Genomic DNA, 16,096 nt, shown 5'->3' on the forward strand with positions numbered 1-16,096 from the left:
ATGACCTCACCAACTGAGCGACTCGTTGAGGATGTCGCTACGGCCTATTTCGGGGTGCTTGGGTATACGACAACAAGCGGCGCAGACGTCGATAACGCCGGCGAGCGCGGCGATTCGTCGCAATGTATTCTCCAAGGGCGGCTCAGCGCCGCACTCCATCGACTGAATCCGATGCTCCCACACGATACGTGTGAGCAGGTCATTCGGGCAGTGTTTCGTCACCCGCACTCGACACTCATACAGAACAATCGTTGGTTCCACTCGCTACTTACCGATGGTGTAGAGGTGGAGTACCGCGACAGTACAAGTGGCGAAACCCGCGGTAGGCGTGCGCGTCTGCTGGATTTGGAGGACCCCCGCAAGAATGATTTGCTGGTGGTGCGTCAACTTACGGTGGTCGCATCGTCGGGAAAGGTCATCCGTCCGGATCTAACCGTGTATCTGAATGGTCTGCCCGTCGCAGTGATCGAACTTAAGGATCCGACTGATCCCAGTGCAGATTTGAACGGCGCGATCGATCAGCTTAAGCGCTATATGCAAAGCGCTCCCGACTTGTTTGTGCCGAATCTGTTGGTGGTTGCTTCCGATGGCCTGCTCACCCGAGTGGGTTCGATTACTAGTGGTCCGAGCCGATTTATGCCTTGGCGCTCGGCTCAAGGCGGTCGCCCGACGCTAGAGGCTCTTATTCGAGGGCTGTTCGAACCTTCGCAGTTGTTGTATTACCTGCAGGGCTGCATAACTTTCGAAGAGGATGAACGCGGAGGGATCGCGAAGAAGATCGCTGGATATCATCAGTTCCGCGCCGTTCGCAAGGCGTGTGAGAGCGTGCAAGCAAACTTGAAGCCCCCCCTCGGGGTGGGTGATGGTCGCGGTGGCGTGGTTTGGCACACGCAAGGTTCGGGCAAATCATTGACTATGTTGATGTTGGCTGGTTCCTTGATTCGCGAACCGGTGATGGCAAACCCGACTATCGTTGTGGTTACTGACCGGAACGATCTGGATGACCAGCTTTTCAGCACTTTCGCTGCGGGTCGAGCATTGCTGCGACAAACGCCGATCCAAGCGGAAAGCCGAAAGCATCTGAAGGCGTTGCTTGACCGTGCTTCAGGTGGCGTAGTGTTTACGACGGTTCAGAAGTTCACGGAAGCTCACGGCAAAATCTCCGATCGCTCGAATGTGGTGGTGATAGCCGATGAGGCGCACCGCAGTCAATATGGTTTCGTTGAAGGGGGGGCGCGGTGGATGCGCGAAGCCCTTCCAAACGCAACCTTTGTCGGCTTTACCGGAACTCCGTTGGAGCGCGACGACAAAAACACCATTCACGTCTTCGGTGAGTATGCGGACGTTTACGACATTCGTCAGGCAGTGGAAGACGGCGCGACGAAGCCGCTGTACTACGAGTCTCGCATCATCAAATTAACGGTGGATGACGCCGGCGCAGCAACTGCGGAAGCCGAACTCGAGGAGGCCGCTAAAGCAGATGCCGCAGGAGAAGAAGTTGCTAATCAGATCCGCATCCCACTGGAAGCGCTGGTAGGAGCGCCAGAACGACTTGAGCGGATTGCCGAATTCATCGTAGAGCACTGGGAAAAGCGCCGTGCTGCGATGGAAGGCAAGGCGATGATTGTGACAATGAGCCGGGATATCGCTGCGCGTTTGTATGAGGCGATAAAAGCTTTGAGGCCGGAGTGGCACGATTCCGACGACGAACGTGGTGTGATGAAGGTTGTAGTGTCCGGCGAGAATGGCGAACCTGAGCCGCTGGGTAGCCATATTCGTAGTAAGGCCGCCCGCAAGCGGTTGGCGGATAGGTTCAAAAATCCGGATGACGAGTTCCGACTGGTGATTGTTTGCGATATGTGGTTGACAGGGTTTGATTGCCCCCCTGCGCATACGATGTATCTGGATAAACCACTGGCCGGCCACAACCTGATGCAGGCGATCGCTCGCGTTAACCGTGTGTATGGCGACAAGCCCGGCGGCCTGATCGTCGACATGCTTGGTCTTGCAGACCAGTTGGCTGACGCGCTAGCAATTTACACTCAAGCTGGTGGTACCGGCGAGGCGGTTCAGCAGGTGCAGGAAGAGGCTGTGCCAGCTATGTTGGCCGCGTTCGAGAAGTTGCGCGACTTTTTCCACGGCTGCGATTACGGCACCGCGCTGAATGCTGATCCGCACACAGCGTTGCAAGTGTACCTAGCAGCCGTGGACCATGTTTTTGCGCAATCAGATGGTTGGCAGCGTCTGCGTGTCCTGGTGAAGGAGTTGTCGAAAGCTTTTGCATTGGCCGTACCGCGTGCCGAAACAGAAGCGATAGCCCAACATCTGGCATTTTTCCAGCATGTTGCAGCGATCATTCGAAAGCGGTTGGCGGATGAGTCGAGTAGTTCGGGACGAGTGCATCAGCGTGATGTGGATATGGCGGTCCGACAGGTTATCGGCGCTGCCGTCGACGCAGACCAGGTCATTGATTTATTCGCGGCCGCTGGTCTCGATGCCGCGCGCCTTGACATTCTGAGCGATGAATTCCTGCAGCGGGTCGCAGCGCTGGAGCAAAAGAACTTAGCGTTGGAGACGCTGCGCAAGCTGTTGACTGATCAGATTCGAGTCACTGAGCGAACCAACATTGCCCAGAGCAAGAAATTTCGGGAGGCGCTTGAAGATGCCATGTTGAGATACACCAACAAGGCAATCACGACGGCCGAAATGATTTCCCGCCTCTTAGACTTGGCAAAATTTATACGCGAAGCTCAGCGTCACGGTGAAGAGCTCGGTATGACCTCTGAGGAGGCAGCCTTCTACGACGCCTTGGCGGAGAACGGGTCGGCCAAAGAGGTTATGAAGAGCGACACGCTTAGGCTAATGGCTCGAGAACTGACCGAAATGGTAAAGAAGATGCCGAAGCTTGATTGGACGCAACGCGAATCGGTGCGGGCTGGGCTGAGGAGAAGCGTGCGCCGGCTGCTCGCCAAGTATGGATATCCTCCTGACCTTTCGGAAGATGCGACGCAACTCGTCCTACGCCAGGCAGAGTCGTCTGCAGCCGAGGCTGACGAAGAATGAACCGCACCGGATTTTGTGAAGGCTCCAACTCTTGAGACAATGGAGCCATGAACAAGAAGGCAACCAAATTTTCCCCAGAGGTTCGCGAGCGTGCAGTACGTTTAGTGCGCGAGCAGCGTAGCGAACATCCGTCGATGTGGGCAGCGGTCGAATCGATTGCGCCGATGATCGGGTGTACGCCGCAGACGCTGCACGAATGGATCAAGCGTGATCAGGTTGACCAGGGCGAGCGCGATGGCGTGACCACTGACGAACGCGAACGGCTGAAGGCCCTGGAGCGCGAGGTCAAGGAACTGCGTCGCGCCAATGAGATTCTCAAGGTTGCGAGCGCGTTTTTCGCCCAGGCGGAGCTCGACCGCCGTTTCAAATCCTGAAGGCGTTCGTCGATCAGCATCGCGACACCTTCGGGGTCGAGCCGATCTGCAAGGTCTTGCGGATCGCCCCGTCGGGCTACCGACGCCACGCGGCACAGCTTCGCGATCCGTCCAGACGCTGCGCCCGCGCGAAACGCGATGAGATTCTGCAACCCGAGATCAGGCGTGTCTGGCAGGCCAACATGCAGGTCTACGGAGTGCCAAAGGTCTGCGCGAGGGCATTGTGGTCGCGCGCTGCATGGTCGGTCGGCTGATGAAGCTGCAAGGTCTGCGTGGTGCGGTTCGCGGCAAGCGGATTCGCACCACGATCGCCGACAAGAGCGCACCGCGCCCGCTTGACCGGGTCAACCGGCAATTCAAGGCGCAGCGGCCGAATCAGCTCTGGGTGTCGGATTTCACGTACGTTTCGACGTGGCAAGGCTGGCTTTACGTGGCGTTCGTGATCGACGTATTCGCCCGCCGTATTGTTGGCTGGCGCGTCAGTTCGTCGATGACCACCGACTTCGTTCTTGATGCGCTTGAACAGGCGTTGTACGCACGCCAACCAGGCGCCGACGGGACCTTGATACATCACTCCGATAGGGGGGCTCAATACGTCAGCATTCGCTACAGTGAACGTTTGGCCGAGGCGAGTATCGAGCCGTCCGTCGGCAGCCGTGGCGACAGCTACGATAACGCGCTGGCTGAAACGTATGCGGTCAATTAATGACACCCTCGTAGCGACCGACGATATATGAGAAAAGGGTGTCCACCTAGATAGGTGGACACCCATGACTGACAATCACTCAGAGTTAAGAGTAGTACGGCAGAACCGGGATGGACGTCGCCGATACGACGAGAACGCAAAGCGCGCGCTGGTCGAAGCCGCGTTGAGTTCCGGTACATCAGTGGCGCGACTCGCCCTGGAGCACGGGATCAATGCGAACCTGCTGCGCAAATGGATGACGAAGTACCTCATGCAGCGCGACAATGCTGCGCCATCGTCGCCTCAGTCGGGCCGCGTGGAGTCGGGATCATCAGCCACGATTGAGATGGCCGAGCCAGTTAAGGTAGAGGTCCCGCATGCGTCGATGCAAAAGCCATCGGCAGAAAGAGCACGACATGCATTTGTTCCCGTTGTTACTACGGCACCGGCACCGCCGACTGTTCCTTGCGTACCCCGAGCATCCTCGCAGTCGATGACCGTCGCGTTACACGTGCGGTTGACCAACGGCGTCGAGTTCGACCTGGGGGAAGCGAACGTCGAAGAACTGACGGCAATCGTCCAGATGCTCGGGAGGCTGCCGTGTTCCGGTTCGACGAAGGGCTGAAGGTCTACCTGCATCGTGATCCGGTCGACTTCCGCGTGGGCATCAATGGACTGTCGATCCTGGTTGAACAGGCGATGCGCCTGAACCCAATGACATCGGCTCTATTCGTGTTCGGCAACCGGCGTCGTGACCGTATCAAGATTCTCGGCTGGGGCGGGAATGGATTCTGGCTGCTCCTCAAGCGGCTCGAGGCCGACCGCTTCATATGGCCAGATGGAAGCGACACGGTCACACTCAGCGTCGAGCAACTCCACTGGTTACTCGACGGCATTGACCTTGCCGTTATCCAGAAGCATCCCCGACGTTATTACGAACGGATCAGCTGAACGTGCGCCGCGGCAGTACGGTCTAACAGACCATGCCAAACGATGTCACGCTGAGTGCCGAGGAGTATCAGGCGCTGCTCGCCGAGCGCGATGCGTTGCGTGGCGAACTGCGATTGGTCACAGCCGAGCGGGATCTGGCGGAGGAACGGCTACGCGCCTACAGGCATGAACTGTTCGGAGCATCAAGCGAAGCACGCGATGCTGACCAGCTCGGCCTGTTCAACGAAGCGGAGTCCCTGGCGTCAGGCGCAGCCGTGCAGGCCCGCGAGGACGAACCCTCCACACGGGTCGCAGGGCATAGCCGTAGTAAGCGCGGTCGCAAACCGCTTGATGCAGGCCTGTCTCGCGAAGTTGTTCGGCACGAGCTGCCACAATCGGAGCGGTTCTGCGCACACGACGGTCATGCGCTCATCGAGATCGGCATCGAGACAAGTGAGCAGCTCGACGTGGTTCCCGAGCAGGTACGCGTCATTCAGCATCAGCGCGTCAAATACGCATGCCCCTGCTGCGATCTGGGTATCAAGGTCACGCCAGCGCCGGCACGGATCATCCCGCGCGGGCTACTCACGGAATCGGCACTGGCGTGGATCATCACCGGCAAGTATCAGTACGGCATGCCACTGTACCGGCAGGCGACGCTGTTACGTCGCTTTGGTGGCGACATCTCGTCGAATACGCTGGCTGCCAGCGTGGTGCGCGTAGGGCAAGCTGTGCAGCCGGTCATCAACCTGATGCGTGACGTGCTGCTCGAATCTGAGCTCATCCATGGAGATGAGACGACCTTCCAGGTGCTGAAGGAACCGGGACGACGACCACAGGCGAAGAGTTATTTGTGGGCGCAGGTCAACGGCTCGGGACCGCCCGTGCGGATGTTCTCGTACTCTCCGGGACGAGGTGCACAGCACGCGCAGCGGCTCTATGCTGGCGTGAAGCCCGGCACCGTGCTGATGACCGATGGTTACGAGCTGTACAACGGCATCGCGCACGATCACCAGCTTGTGCATCTCGGATGCTGGGCGCATGTGCGTCGCGGCTTCATCAAGGCAGAAGAGAACGTGCCGAAGGCGGCTCGCACACGAGACCTGCTGGCTACGCGGTTCATCGTGCTGATCGGCAAGCTGTTCGCCGCCGAGGCGCGCAGCACAAAGTGGAAGCCTGAACGTCGGCAGCGGCTACGTGCTCGATATAGCGCCCGCGTGCTTGCCATCATCGAACGCATGATGATTGAGCATCTGCTGACCGTCATGCCGTCGAGTCTGCTCGGCAGAGCTCTGCAATACATGAGTGGGCAGTGGCCCAAGCTGGTCCGTTACATCGACGATGGAAGCTGGCCGATCTCAAACAACCTGTGTGAGAACGCGATCAGGCCATTCGTCATTGGCCGCAAGGGCTGGTTGTTCTCGGACACCGTCGCCGGCGCGCAGGCCAGTGCAAATCTCTACTCGCTCGTCGAGACCTGCAAGGCGAACGGCATCGATGCGTACCGTTATCTCGCCTGGCTGTTCATGAAACTGCCGCTCGCTGAAACGGCCGACGACTACGCCGCGCTCTTGCCCTGGAGCGAGCCTGTCCATCGACGGTCGCAAACTCTCGCTGCCGGGGAGTCATCTCAATCGACTGTGTCGTTGCTGCCATAGACGCAGCAGTTCTCCCTGCTGGCCAGGTTGCGTTTCGAACTGCGCAACACCTTCGGGAATGGAGAACCACGACTGCTTGCTCCGTACGTAGAGGTGTGCGACGGGCTCAAACTCGCTCTGATTGAGCAGGACGCCGGGTCTCAGGACGGCTATGTCGGGCTTATCTGCAGGCTCTGCCCACAATCGGGTATCACATCGCTCGCATAGCTTGCTGCGCCGTTGCTTTCCATTGCCCAGATCGAAGACCCGAAGGGCTGGCACACCGTCAATGACTTTGATGTCAGATCGACGAACCCACATTACAGGCAATGCTGCGCCGCCCGTTCTGCGCTGACAGTCTGTGCAATGACAGACATAAAACGTTAACGGATCGGCGAGAAGCTCGAATCTGATCTGTCCACACAGACAGGTACCGAGATAGGGTGCCGGCATCGTGACTTGCTCCCATGACTGACTTGCCAGAACGCTTTGACCTGCTACCGGTCTGCCGCATTCTGAAGGTCATCGGCGACACACGCAACCACCCTACCAGCGCATTGGGCGTTCCGATCGAGAGGCGTCGTTAAATGACCGGATACGCTGAAACGATCAACGGCCTGTACAAGACGGAACTGATTCATCGGCGCGCCCCATGGAAGACGAGGGAATCTGTCGAACTGGCAACTCTCGAATGGGTCGCCTGGTACAACCATTGTCGGCTCATGGAACCGCTCGGCTATATCCCGCCCGCCGAGGCTGAGGCAAACTACTACAGGCAACTCAGAAATGCCGCTGACGTGCCTGCATTAACTTAACCCAACCGGCCTCCACGATTCCCGGTGCGGTTCAAACAGCTTGACGGCATCTGCTTTCCGGACGACATCGGGCTTCCCGTGACTTGGTGCGTGTGCCGACGATATCGTGCGCCTCTGCCGCTGCGACCCCCGAAGGTCAACGAGATTCGGGGGATCGGGTGAAATTACGCGGAAATTATATCTTTTACTATATCCCGGTATTTGGGTTGCCCCCCAATGCCACCTTTCATTGCGATCTTGTATTGGGAAACCAAGTTTAGCAGCAGCGGTGTGGACTGGTTACTTTTACCAAGTTGATCCCACTTTAGGAAACTATTTAGATCGCTGCCTTTTTCGAGGAAGGTGGGTTCTTTGAAAATTGAGTATTCATGGCCGGGCGTCAAATAGTCGTCAGCTATCGAAACGGAAAAATCAAGAAGTGCCTCCAGGGCGGTGCTGTCGCTGTGCATAAAAAGTTTGGTAAATCCAGACGTAATATTCTTGTTTGTGATTTGAATGTCGGCCGCGATCAAGCAGTCTTTCAATAGTTCCGTTGCCAGCATATAGAATAAATGCCTAGTCTGCCCACGCTGTTGAACTTCTGCTCCTCTGCCAAATTTAAAGCGATTTCCCGCCTTGTAAAGACGGTAAGCCGCATATAGATCATCTAATCCGAAATCATCTTGATTTACAATTCGGTGGAATAGGGTGCCACCCGGCGCAAAAGGCGGGTTTTTCCCATAAGAAATTCCAGCTTCACCAAGCCAAGCTGCGCCGTAGACTTTTAGCAAATCGAAAGCGTTCACGTACTCCGAGAATGACTTGGTGGACGGATTTTGCTTTTGGTAGGCCTTCTGGGAATCCCATCCTCCACGCTGTATTTCTAGGAAAACATTATATTTGGTCGCCATATTTTTCGACCATTTTTGAAAATCACTTTCAAGGGCAAGAAAGTCTTTTTCACTTACTGCATTTTGACTATTAGTATACCTTGTGGTTTCGGTAAGTAACTCCTCACCCGTTGTGCCGACCTTTACGATCTTGACTACTACAATGCCCTTACCAAGATTTTTCTTCCACTTTTCTAATTCATCGTCCAATCCAGTTCCACCCGCTTCGAGCTTCTTGTAAAGCACCTCCCATATGGTTCGCGTGGTCTGGCAACCATTGACTACGAATGGTTCAGTTAGCTCGTATTCAATGTTGTTCGGAAGTTTCTGGAATTCCTCAACTACGATTGTTATGCCATTATTGTAAAGGCCAAAACGCTCAGGTTTTTTAAGTATGGTTTCTTCAATACCTTTGTTGACTTTTCTTCTGTTTCCAAGGAATCTTCTTACATTTTTTTCGTATAACAGATCAAGATCGCCACTCGCGGATTTATAAGACTTCAGAAAATCGAATAATTGCATTAGTCCGACGGAACCGACAAGCATTTCCTCCCCGGATGGGACGAGGTGCGCTGTTATTCGTGCTTGGGTTTTCTTGACGTGACTCAATTCGTCTAGCGTTCTGTGATAGATCGTTTCGAGGCTGATGGCTTCAGTTTCAAAACTTGCGCCGAGTCGATTCTTCCCCATTGCTCGAATGTCTTCCACGGCTTGCCGCTCGCTTTCAGATAACGGGCGCTGCGTGGCGAATACCAATACCAACTTATCCTTACTTGAACACTGTTTTCGGAAGGTTTGAAGTCTTTCGACTAGTCCCGCCGACAATGAGGAAAGGTTATTTCGCTTCCCGTCGAGAGTGTCAATAAGCTTCTGCGCTTCATTTAATAAAGTGCTAGTTCCAGAAAATGCAGAACCGTATTTGCTTTGAACGAGATACCAAACATCCCCGTTGTCGGCAGAATCGTCAGAATCGTCGCTGCGTTGCAAACAAGCGATATCGATTCCGCCGTCGCCAGCGCCGTCGCAATAGCAGATGTCGTCGGGCGAATCGCTATCCTCCGCAATTTCTAGCCATTGCGTCACGAGCTTGCGGGAAAATCGATTGCCAAGCTCGACGGTACTTGGTGCGCCCGCCCGAATCTCAGTAAGCCATTCCTTTTCAAAGGCATCAAACGTCAACTCTTCACTCATTGTTGATTCTCTTTTTGGGTTGATAGCAACTCGGGAGGCGCCGCTATAACGCTGACCGTCCGAGAAGTTCGCGGAATCCCTCTGTCAGCTCAGGCTTGATCGTCCGCTGGCAGTGGGCACTGGACGTCAATCAATCGTTTCCTTGCAACCGCAAGCTGTTCTGCTGTAAACAGATCACGCCACGGCTTTTGAAGGACAAGATATTCGACGCTGAGGCAAAGGTTTTCCAGGCCCCTGAGGAACAGTTGTGTGAAGCCCTCGGATGGATTGCGGGTTGCCAGCAGCCGGTTGGCGGCTTCCTTGCCGCCATGCTCGTTCACCATGCGCAGGAAAAGGTTCGCGCGATACGGTGGGTTCAATCTAAGCGCCGCATCGTAGATGCCTCGCATTGCGCGGTCGAATTGTTCGAGGGTCGCGTCGGTCATGGTCTCCCCTATATGTTGGTGCGCACAATCTTATCGCGACGGCAGTTGCTGTGACATGACGAATCGGTCCCGATCTAGTCACGGCAAAACGAGGCTCGACCGGTGCCTTTCGGGTATGCCTTTCGCGAACCGTCCGTCCTTGGTTCGATATACCTGATTAACATACCCTAATCGAACCAGCATCGTGCGAACCAACTAAAACGAACTGACGGGGTGATTCATGGGCATTGCGCGCTGAAATATCGCTCGCCGCGCGAGTTCCGACGCAGAACCGATTCATCGACCTTAGTGTGAGATGGTGTCCGGAAGTACGGGGACAAATCCAACTGTTGCGCTATCGCTTGCGTTTCCGAGACTGAGTAAAGGGTTTCGACCTTCCATCACGGACTTGCCCACGTTAGCGCAGGCTTGGCCGGAGTGCCCATTGCTCACCACCGTCGCAACACCGCCCGACGACCTTTGAGTGTCTCCATTGGTGTCACTGCATTTCGCGAGCGCGAAGGTTGTCATTGAGCAGACTGCGACGAGCTTGCCTAGGCGGACCGACAAGCGGGCGCTCACCACGAATTCGTGAACGGCGGATCCAATCCCAGTAGTGGAACATGCCAAGGTGACGGTCAACGTAGCATCACTGCGGACCGGAGAGCCTGCCTCCCCGGCCCTATCTCTCTAAATCAAGCGGGCGTTATAACAAGCTTCCCCTTCTCCACTTCCACCCGAACTTTCCCAGAAATATCAAACCCCGCCTCATTCAGCCAGCGCCCCGAAAGACGAATCCAGGGCACGGGCGGATAGTCCTCGTAGCTGCTCTTCCAGGACGGCCAATGCTTAGGCCGATTAAACGGCTGGCGTAGTTTCGACACGGTCAAGTAGCGAACCGAATTTCCGTTCTCTGTTTTATGATTGCGTTCAGCCATGGTCAACTCCCTAAATGAGTTGGTTGTGGTTAGCGGGTCGTTTGGGTTGCCCCCCATTCGGCCCGCGCTTCTTCTCCTTCCTGTCCTCTCTTATCGCGAAGTTCATCCCTTGCCGGGACTACGTTCGAATTAATTAGCGATCCAATCAATTTTCCTTGATAGTTTTGGATAATGCAAACCAGCTACCGAAGATGGGAAGGATCCGAATGTTCTGCTCAAGACGTTTGAATAACTAGGACAACATCTCTCCAAATCTTCATTCGTTAGCCTTAGCGATTAGCGCCACGCCACGCCACGCCACGCCGCGCACTGTCAAACGTTGTCCATCCAGTCCGTTCCGAACTGGCCGCTCGGAAAAAGTTCGAGCCATCGACGAGAATCCGCTAAGAGCTACCAGCGTGAAGACGGCAATCGGGGCCTTGTCCGCCTCCCGCAGGATCGCGACCATCTGCTCTTCGGTAAACCGATTCTTCTTCACGACTTCGCGCGAAAACGCCCTCGCCAAGCAACCCGAATTTCGCGAAGCAAGTCACAACTTCGTTCGCCGTTTCACCCGCACCTTCCCGCGCACGCATCGGCGCCAACTTTCAAACGCACCCGTCGCGGCCATCAGCTCGCGCGCACGACGCGCGCGGAGATTTCATTCTGTCAGCCGACGTCGCGCTCGCCTGCAGCCAGTTACGAATCGGTTTAGCCTCACATGCACGCTTCGCGCTTTTCCTTGTAACCCGCGACACTCCCCCGAGACTTCCCATGCCCCCCCGCCGAGGACGCTCGATCGAAGTGGACTTCTTTCGTGGCGTCGTACTGATTGTCATCGTTCTCGATCACATACCCGGCAGCGTGCTGTCGCATTTAATGCTGCACTCATATGCGTTATGCGATTCCGCCGAGGTGTTCGTGTGTCTCGGCGGCTACGCGTCCGCAGCCGCCTACGATGCGGTGCTCGAGAAGCGCGGCCTCAACGCCGCGCGCACGCGCTTTTTCAAGCGCGGTTTCGAAATCTACCGCGCGTATCTGCTGACGGCGGTACTCACCTTGCTGTCGGGCGCCGTGCTCGCGCTTTTCCATTTGAACCGGCCCATGGTCGACATGACAGGCTGGCCGTCGTTCTCGGCGGCGCCGCTGCGCGCGGCGTTCGATATCGCGGTGCTGCGCCAGCAGCCGTATCTGTCGAGCGTGCTGCCGATGTATGTTCTATTTCCGTTGACCGTGCCTTTCATGGTGCCGCTCGCGCGGCGCTCGGCGGCTTCGGCGCTTGCGCTGAGCATCGCGGTCTGGCTTGCGGCGCGGCCGCTCGCGGCGTTGCTGCGTATCGACGATGTCGCCGATTGGGCTTTCAATCCGTTTGCATGGCAATTGATGTTCGTGCTCGGTATCCTGTGTCGGGTGCAGCCCGTGGGCGACGATTTCGTCGGATCGCGTGCGGGACGGTGGCTGACGCGCGTCGCGCTGGCTGCCGCCGTCGGCTTTGCGATCGTCAAGCTGTTTATCCTCACGCAGCCGCTGCCCGGTCATCTGAAGCAAACTCTATCGGTTGAACGCGTGATCAATTTCCTTGCGATTGGCTGGCTTGCAGTCTGGCTCGTGCGAAACGGTTACATTGCGCAACTCGCGCAGCGTTTGCCCGGCATCGTCAATGTCGGGCAATTGGGGCTCGTCTGCTTCGTCGGCGGCACCGTGATTTCGCTCGTCGTCGATACGGCGACGCCGCGTGCATTGCACGGCGTCGCGCACGGCCTCGCGGCGCTTGCCGGCGACCTCGTCGCGATCATTGCGGTGCTGATGCTCGCGCGTCTGTGGCGCGACTGGTCGAACCGCCGCCATTCGAGGCGCCCAGCGGTGCGCGGAGCCGACGTGTGACGCGCGGGCATCCGGCCACGCTTCACGCGGCGCGCTCGCCCGCTCGTGCCGAAGTCGATGCCTACACTCGTGCCGAAGTCCGTGCCGAAACTCGTGCCGTAATGCATGCCGCCGTTCATCTTCGCGCCGCGCGTATCTGCGCGCGCGGCTTCGCATCGCTGCTGTTATTCGTGTCGGGCATGCAAGGATGCGCAGCGCAACAACCGCTCGTTCCACCCGCGCCCTCCGCTGCGATTCCACCCGCATCGAAGCTGCACTGCTCGACGCTGACCAATCTCTCGCTGCCGCCGAAAGCGATCGGCTTGCCGACCAACGGCGTCCATATCGATTCCGCGACGCTGATTCCCGCAAGCGCCGCAGGCAACGAAGCCGGCGACTATTGCCGCATTACCGGCAGCATCAAGGCGCTGAAATCCGCGACGCCCGATATCCGCTTCGACCTGAATCTGCCGCGCAACTGGAACGGCCGCGCGCTGCAGCTCGGCGGCGGCGGATACAACGGCGTCGTCGTGAGCGGCCTCGGCACGATGCCGTTTTCGCCCGAGCACGCGCCGCTCGCGCTCGGATACGCGACATTCGGCGACGATTCGGGACACGTGGGCAATTCGTCGCTCGCAGTGTTCGGCCTGATCGACGAAGCGGTGATCAACTTCGGCTACGCGCATCTGAAAAAGACCCACGATGCCGCGCTCGCGCTGATCCGGCTCGCCTATGGACGCGCCCCCGACCGGATCTACTTCGCCGGCGGCTCGACCGGGGGCCGCGAAGGCTACACCGTCATGCAGCGCTACCCCGACGACTACGACGGCGTGATTGCCGATTCCCCCGCGCTGAACTTCACCGGCGTGCGGCTCATCGGCATCAAGGTCGGCGAAGCGGAGTACGCGACGCCGGGCGGCTACGTGCCGCCGACGCTGCTCGAACGCGTCTACGAGCGGTCGATGGCGATGTGCGACAAACTCGACGGCGCGGCGGACGGCATCGTCAGCGACGTGCCCGCGTGCCGCAAACGCGAGGCCGAAATCGTCGACGCGCTGCGCTGCAGATCCGCGAGGTCAGGCAGACCCGCCGGCATCGCCTCGAAGACGCCGCAAGACGACAATTGTCTGACCAACACGCAGCTCGCGACGCTCTTCGCGCTGCGCGACGGCTTGACGCTGCCGTATCACCTCGCATGGGACGTCAGCGGCTACCATGGCTACAACGTCTTTCAGGGCACCCGCCTGACAGGCGGCCTCGGGCTCGGACGCGACGCCGCACGCGAGCGGTCGCCGACGTTTGCAACGAACGGCTATCTGTTCACGCAAGGCGACGGCTATCTGCGCTACTTCGTCACGCAGGACGCGGCATACGATTCGCTGACCTTCGACGTGCTGCATCCGGGGCGTTATCAGTCGCAACTCGTCGAGCTGTCGGAGACGATCGGCGCGATGAACACCGACCTGTCGCGCTATATCGCGCGCGGCGGCAAGCTGATCACGCTGCAAGGTCTCGCCGACGAAGTGATCAGCCCGAACCAGACCATCGCGTATCGCGATGCGCTCGTGGCGCGCTTTGGGCAAGCGAGCGTCGATTCGTTCATGCGGCTCTATATGGTGCCCGGCTATCAACACGGTAGCGGCGTGTTCGTGCCGTCCGTCGATCTGCTTACGGCGCTCGACGCGTGGGTCACGCACGGCGTCGCACCCGAAACGCTGACCGCCACCGATATCGCCGCCGCCACCAACGGCCGCACGCGGCCGCTGTGCCGCTATCCGCTCTTTCCGCGCTACGTCGGCAAAGGCGATATGAATCGCGCGAGCAGTTTCATCTGCTCGCCGACTTAAACGCCCTCGCACTAAAACGCAGCCACTCGAATAGCGGATCGTTTATCGCTGCAATCACCCTTTTACGTGTTGATTCGCGCGTAGCTGCATAACCGTTTCATGCTCAACCGGCGCGGCACTGTGTAATATTGGTTGCTCGCGCAATCGCTTGCTGCATAAGGCTGTCACGGCAATGCCATTCGGTAATGTTGCCCTATAAAGTGCGCGCAAACGATTTGCGCGAAAGTAAATCAAGCAATACTTACTTGTCGTCCTTCACCGGAGAATCCATGAACCAATCGAAAGGCGCCGCATTGATTGAAGTGCTGACGCGGCACCGCGACACGCTGTTGACCGACTGGCTGAACCAGCATTTGTCCATCGCGCTGCGTCGCGGCCTGACGACCGAAGCGGATATGTCGGATCAGTTCCGCAATTTCCTGAACATATTCGTCGATACGCTTTCGAGCGCGGATACGCTGGATGCGAGCCGTCCCGAATGGGAGCCCGTGCGTACGTTTCTCTCGGAGATGTCCGCGCATCGCGCGCGCCAGGGGTTCACGCCGGCTGAAACCGCAACCTTCGTGTTTTCGCTGAAGCAGCCGCTCTATACGCGTTTGCGCGACGAGTTGCGCGATAACGCACTGGAACTCGCGGAAACGAGCTGGGCCGTGAACCAGTTGCTCGACGCACTCGGCCTCTTCACCACCGAAGTGTTCCAGCGCAGCCGCGAGGCCATCATTATTCGTCAGCAGGAAGAGCTGCTCGAACTGTCGACGCCGGTCGTCGAGCTGTGGGAAGGCATTCTTGCCCTGCCGCTGATCGGCACGCTCGATTCGGCGCGCACCCAGGTCGTGATGGAAAGCCTGCTGCAGAAAATCGTCGATACCGGCGCCTCGATCGCCATTATCGACATCACCGGCGTGCCGACCGTCGATACGCTTGTCGCGCAGCATCTGTTGAAGACCGTCGCGGCCGCGCGGCTCATGGGCGCCGATTGCATCATCAGCGGCATTCGCCCGCAAATCGCGCAGACCATCGTGCACCTTGGCGTCGATCTCACGAACGTCACCACGAAATCGACGCTTGCCGATGCCTTCGTCATCGCGCTGCAGCGCAGCGGCTCGAGCATCGCCGCGCGCGGCGAAAGCTGAGGCGGCCCGACATGGACCGTATTCCGATTTTGCGGATGGGCGACTGCCTGATCGTCGCGATTCAGGTCGATATGCATGACCGCCTCGCGATCGCCCTGCAGGACGACCTGACCGCGCGCATCGTCAAGGATCGCGCTAAGGGCGTGCTGATCGACATTTCGGCACTCGATATCGTCGATTCATTCATCGGCCGGATGATCAGCAACACCGCGGCGATGGCGACCGTGCTCGATGCGCAGACGGTGGTCGTCGGCATGCAGCCTTCGGTGGCGATCACGCTCGTCGAACTGGGTCTCACGCTGACCGGCGTGCGTACGGCGCTCAATGTCGAGCGCGGCATGGCGCTGCTGCAGCAGCGGCGCCGTTGA

General features: G+C 58.0%; 13 protein-coding genes, 2 pseudogenes and 1 other annotated feature. Of the genes and pseudogenes, 10 read left to right on the forward strand and 5 right to left on the reverse strand.

The window, feature by feature from the left end:
- The 5 genes and pseudogenes from BTO02_RS01725 to tnpC all read left to right on the forward strand — a co-directional run bounded on the left by BTO02_RS01725 (position 1) and on the right by tnpC (position 6,710).
- Entirely contained in the window at positions 1–3,063 is a 3,063-nt protein-coding gene (locus tag BTO02_RS01725; RefSeq protein ID WP_075158523.1) for a type I restriction endonuclease subunit R, read from the forward strand.
- A 47-nt stretch (positions 3,064–3,110) separates the two neighbouring features.
- Positions 3,111–4,128: pseudogene (locus BTO02_RS34065) on the forward strand (IS3 family transposase); the annotation flags it as partial.
- Positions 3,392–3,508 (forward strand) — a sequence feature (AL1L pseudoknot). Its footprint overlaps the pseudogene before it by 117 nt.
- Before the next feature lie 79 nt (positions 4,129–4,207).
- Positions 4,208–4,747: a transposase gene (locus BTO02_RS01740; RefSeq protein ID WP_075155549.1), complete on the forward strand. Its 540-nt coding sequence runs from the start codon at positions 4,208–4,210 to the stop codon at positions 4,745–4,747.
- A complete protein-coding gene (tnpB, locus tag BTO02_RS01745) occupies positions 4,723–5,073 on the forward strand; it encodes an IS66 family insertion sequence element accessory protein TnpB (RefSeq protein ID WP_075155550.1) in 351 nt (116 codons plus the stop codon). The genes BTO02_RS01740 and tnpB overlap by 25 nt, the downstream gene beginning before the upstream one ends.
- Before the next feature lie 32 nt (positions 5,074–5,105).
- The gene (gene tnpC / locus BTO02_RS01750; protein ID WP_075155551.1) at positions 5,106–6,710 is read left to right on the forward strand and encodes an IS66 family transposase; all 1,605 of its coding nucleotides are present in this window, start codon (positions 5,106–5,108) and stop codon (positions 6,708–6,710) included.
- Here the strand turns inward: tnpC and BTO02_RS01755 are convergent.
- On the reverse strand, positions 6,678–7,142 hold the full coding sequence (locus BTO02_RS01755) for a GFA family protein (protein WP_075155552.1): 465 nt from the start codon (positions 7,140–7,142) through the stop codon (positions 6,678–6,680). The genes tnpC and BTO02_RS01755 overlap by 33 nt on opposite strands.
- Positions 7,143–7,288: 146 nt before the next feature.
- On the opposite strand from BTO02_RS01755, the pseudogene BTO02_RS01760 reads away from it, so the two are divergent.
- Positions 7,289–7,504: pseudogene (locus BTO02_RS01760) on the forward strand (IS3 family transposase); the annotation flags it as partial.
- A gap of 164 nt (positions 7,505–7,668) precedes the next feature.
- On the opposite strand, the gene BTO02_RS01765 reads toward BTO02_RS01760, so the two are convergent.
- The 4 genes from BTO02_RS01765 to BTO02_RS01780 form a co-directional block, all read right to left on the reverse strand.
- On the reverse strand, positions 7,669–9,564 hold the full coding sequence (locus tag BTO02_RS01765) for an AIPR family protein (protein ID WP_075155553.1): 1,896 nt from the start codon (positions 9,562–9,564) through the stop codon (positions 7,669–7,671).
- Between the two features lie 89 nt (positions 9,565–9,653).
- Complete coding sequence (locus BTO02_RS01770) at positions 9,654–9,989, reverse strand: hypothetical protein (RefSeq protein WP_075155554.1); 336 nt, start codon at positions 9,987–9,989, stop codon at positions 9,654–9,656.
- Positions 9,990–10,663: 674 nt separating this feature from the next.
- A complete protein-coding gene (locus BTO02_RS01775; RefSeq protein WP_198039172.1) occupies positions 10,664–10,906 on the reverse strand; it encodes a SymE family type I addiction module toxin in 243 nt (80 codons plus the stop codon).
- A gap of 256 nt (positions 10,907–11,162) precedes the next feature.
- Positions 11,163–11,384, reverse strand: a complete 222-nt coding sequence (locus tag BTO02_RS01780) for a hypothetical protein (RefSeq protein WP_156883730.1) — start codon at positions 11,382–11,384, stop codon at positions 11,163–11,165.
- 275 nt (positions 11,385–11,659) lie between these two features.
- Between BTO02_RS01780 and BTO02_RS01785 the strand changes: the two genes are divergently transcribed.
- The 4 genes from BTO02_RS01785 (at position 11,660) to BTO02_RS01800 (ending at position 16,096) form a co-directional block, all read left to right on the forward strand.
- Positions 11,660–12,769, forward strand: coding sequence for an OpgC domain-containing protein (locus BTO02_RS01785; protein ID WP_075155557.1), 1,110 nt, complete (start codon positions 11,660–11,662; stop codon positions 12,767–12,769).
- Between the two features lie 101 nt (positions 12,770–12,870).
- The gene (locus BTO02_RS01790) at positions 12,871–14,595 is read left to right on the forward strand and encodes a tannase/feruloyl esterase family alpha/beta hydrolase (RefSeq protein WP_075158524.1); all 1,725 of its coding nucleotides are present in this window, start codon (positions 12,871–12,873) and stop codon (positions 14,593–14,595) included.
- A 269-nt stretch (positions 14,596–14,864) separates the two neighbouring features.
- Entirely contained in the window at positions 14,865–15,728 is an 864-nt protein-coding gene (locus tag BTO02_RS01795) for an STAS domain-containing protein (RefSeq protein WP_075155558.1), read from the forward strand.
- Between the two features lie 11 nt (positions 15,729–15,739).
- On the forward strand, positions 15,740–16,096 hold the full coding sequence (locus tag BTO02_RS01800) for an STAS domain-containing protein (protein WP_075155559.1): 357 nt from the start codon (positions 15,740–15,742) through the stop codon (positions 16,094–16,096).

The organism is Paraburkholderia sp. SOS3 (genome assembly GCF_001922345.1).
Lineage (GTDB): Bacteria > Pseudomonadota > Gammaproteobacteria > Burkholderiales > Burkholderiaceae > Paraburkholderia.

Excerpts from the sequence above, each read along its gene's own strand:
- BTO02_RS01775 (WP_198039172.1), bottom strand. The coding sequence starts at position 10,906 with ATGGCTGAACGCAATCATAAAACAGAGAACGGAAATTCGGTTCGCTAC.
- BTO02_RS01755 (WP_075155552.1), bottom strand. The coding sequence starts at position 7,142 with ATGCCGGCACCCTATCTCGGTACCTGTCTGTGTGGACAGATCAGATTC.
- BTO02_RS01725 (WP_075158523.1), top strand. The coding sequence starts at position 1 with ATGACCTCACCAACTGAGCGACTCGTTGAGGATGTCGCTACGGCCTAT.
- BTO02_RS01790 (WP_075158524.1), top strand. The coding sequence starts at position 12,871 with ATGCATGCCGCCGTTCATCTTCGCGCCGCGCGTATCTGCGCGCGCGGC.
- BTO02_RS01765 (WP_075155553.1), bottom strand. The coding sequence starts at position 9,564 with ATGAGTGAAGAGTTGACGTTTGATGCCTTTGAAAAGGAATGGCTTACT.
- BTO02_RS01740 (WP_075155549.1), top strand. The coding sequence starts at position 4,208 with ATGACTGACAATCACTCAGAGTTAAGAGTAGTACGGCAGAACCGGGAT.
- BTO02_RS01770 (WP_075155554.1), bottom strand. The coding sequence starts at position 9,989 with ATGACCGACGCGACCCTCGAACAATTCGACCGCGCAATGCGAGGCATC.
- BTO02_RS01800 (WP_075155559.1), top strand. The coding sequence starts at position 15,740 with ATGGACCGTATTCCGATTTTGCGGATGGGCGACTGCCTGATCGTCGCG.
- BTO02_RS01785 (WP_075155557.1), top strand. The coding sequence starts at position 11,660 with ATGCCCCCCCGCCGAGGACGCTCGATCGAAGTGGACTTCTTTCGTGGC.
- tnpC (WP_075155551.1), top strand. The coding sequence starts at position 5,106 with ATGCCAAACGATGTCACGCTGAGTGCCGAGGAGTATCAGGCGCTGCTC.
- BTO02_RS01795 (WP_075155558.1), top strand. The coding sequence starts at position 14,865 with ATGAACCAATCGAAAGGCGCCGCATTGATTGAAGTGCTGACGCGGCAC.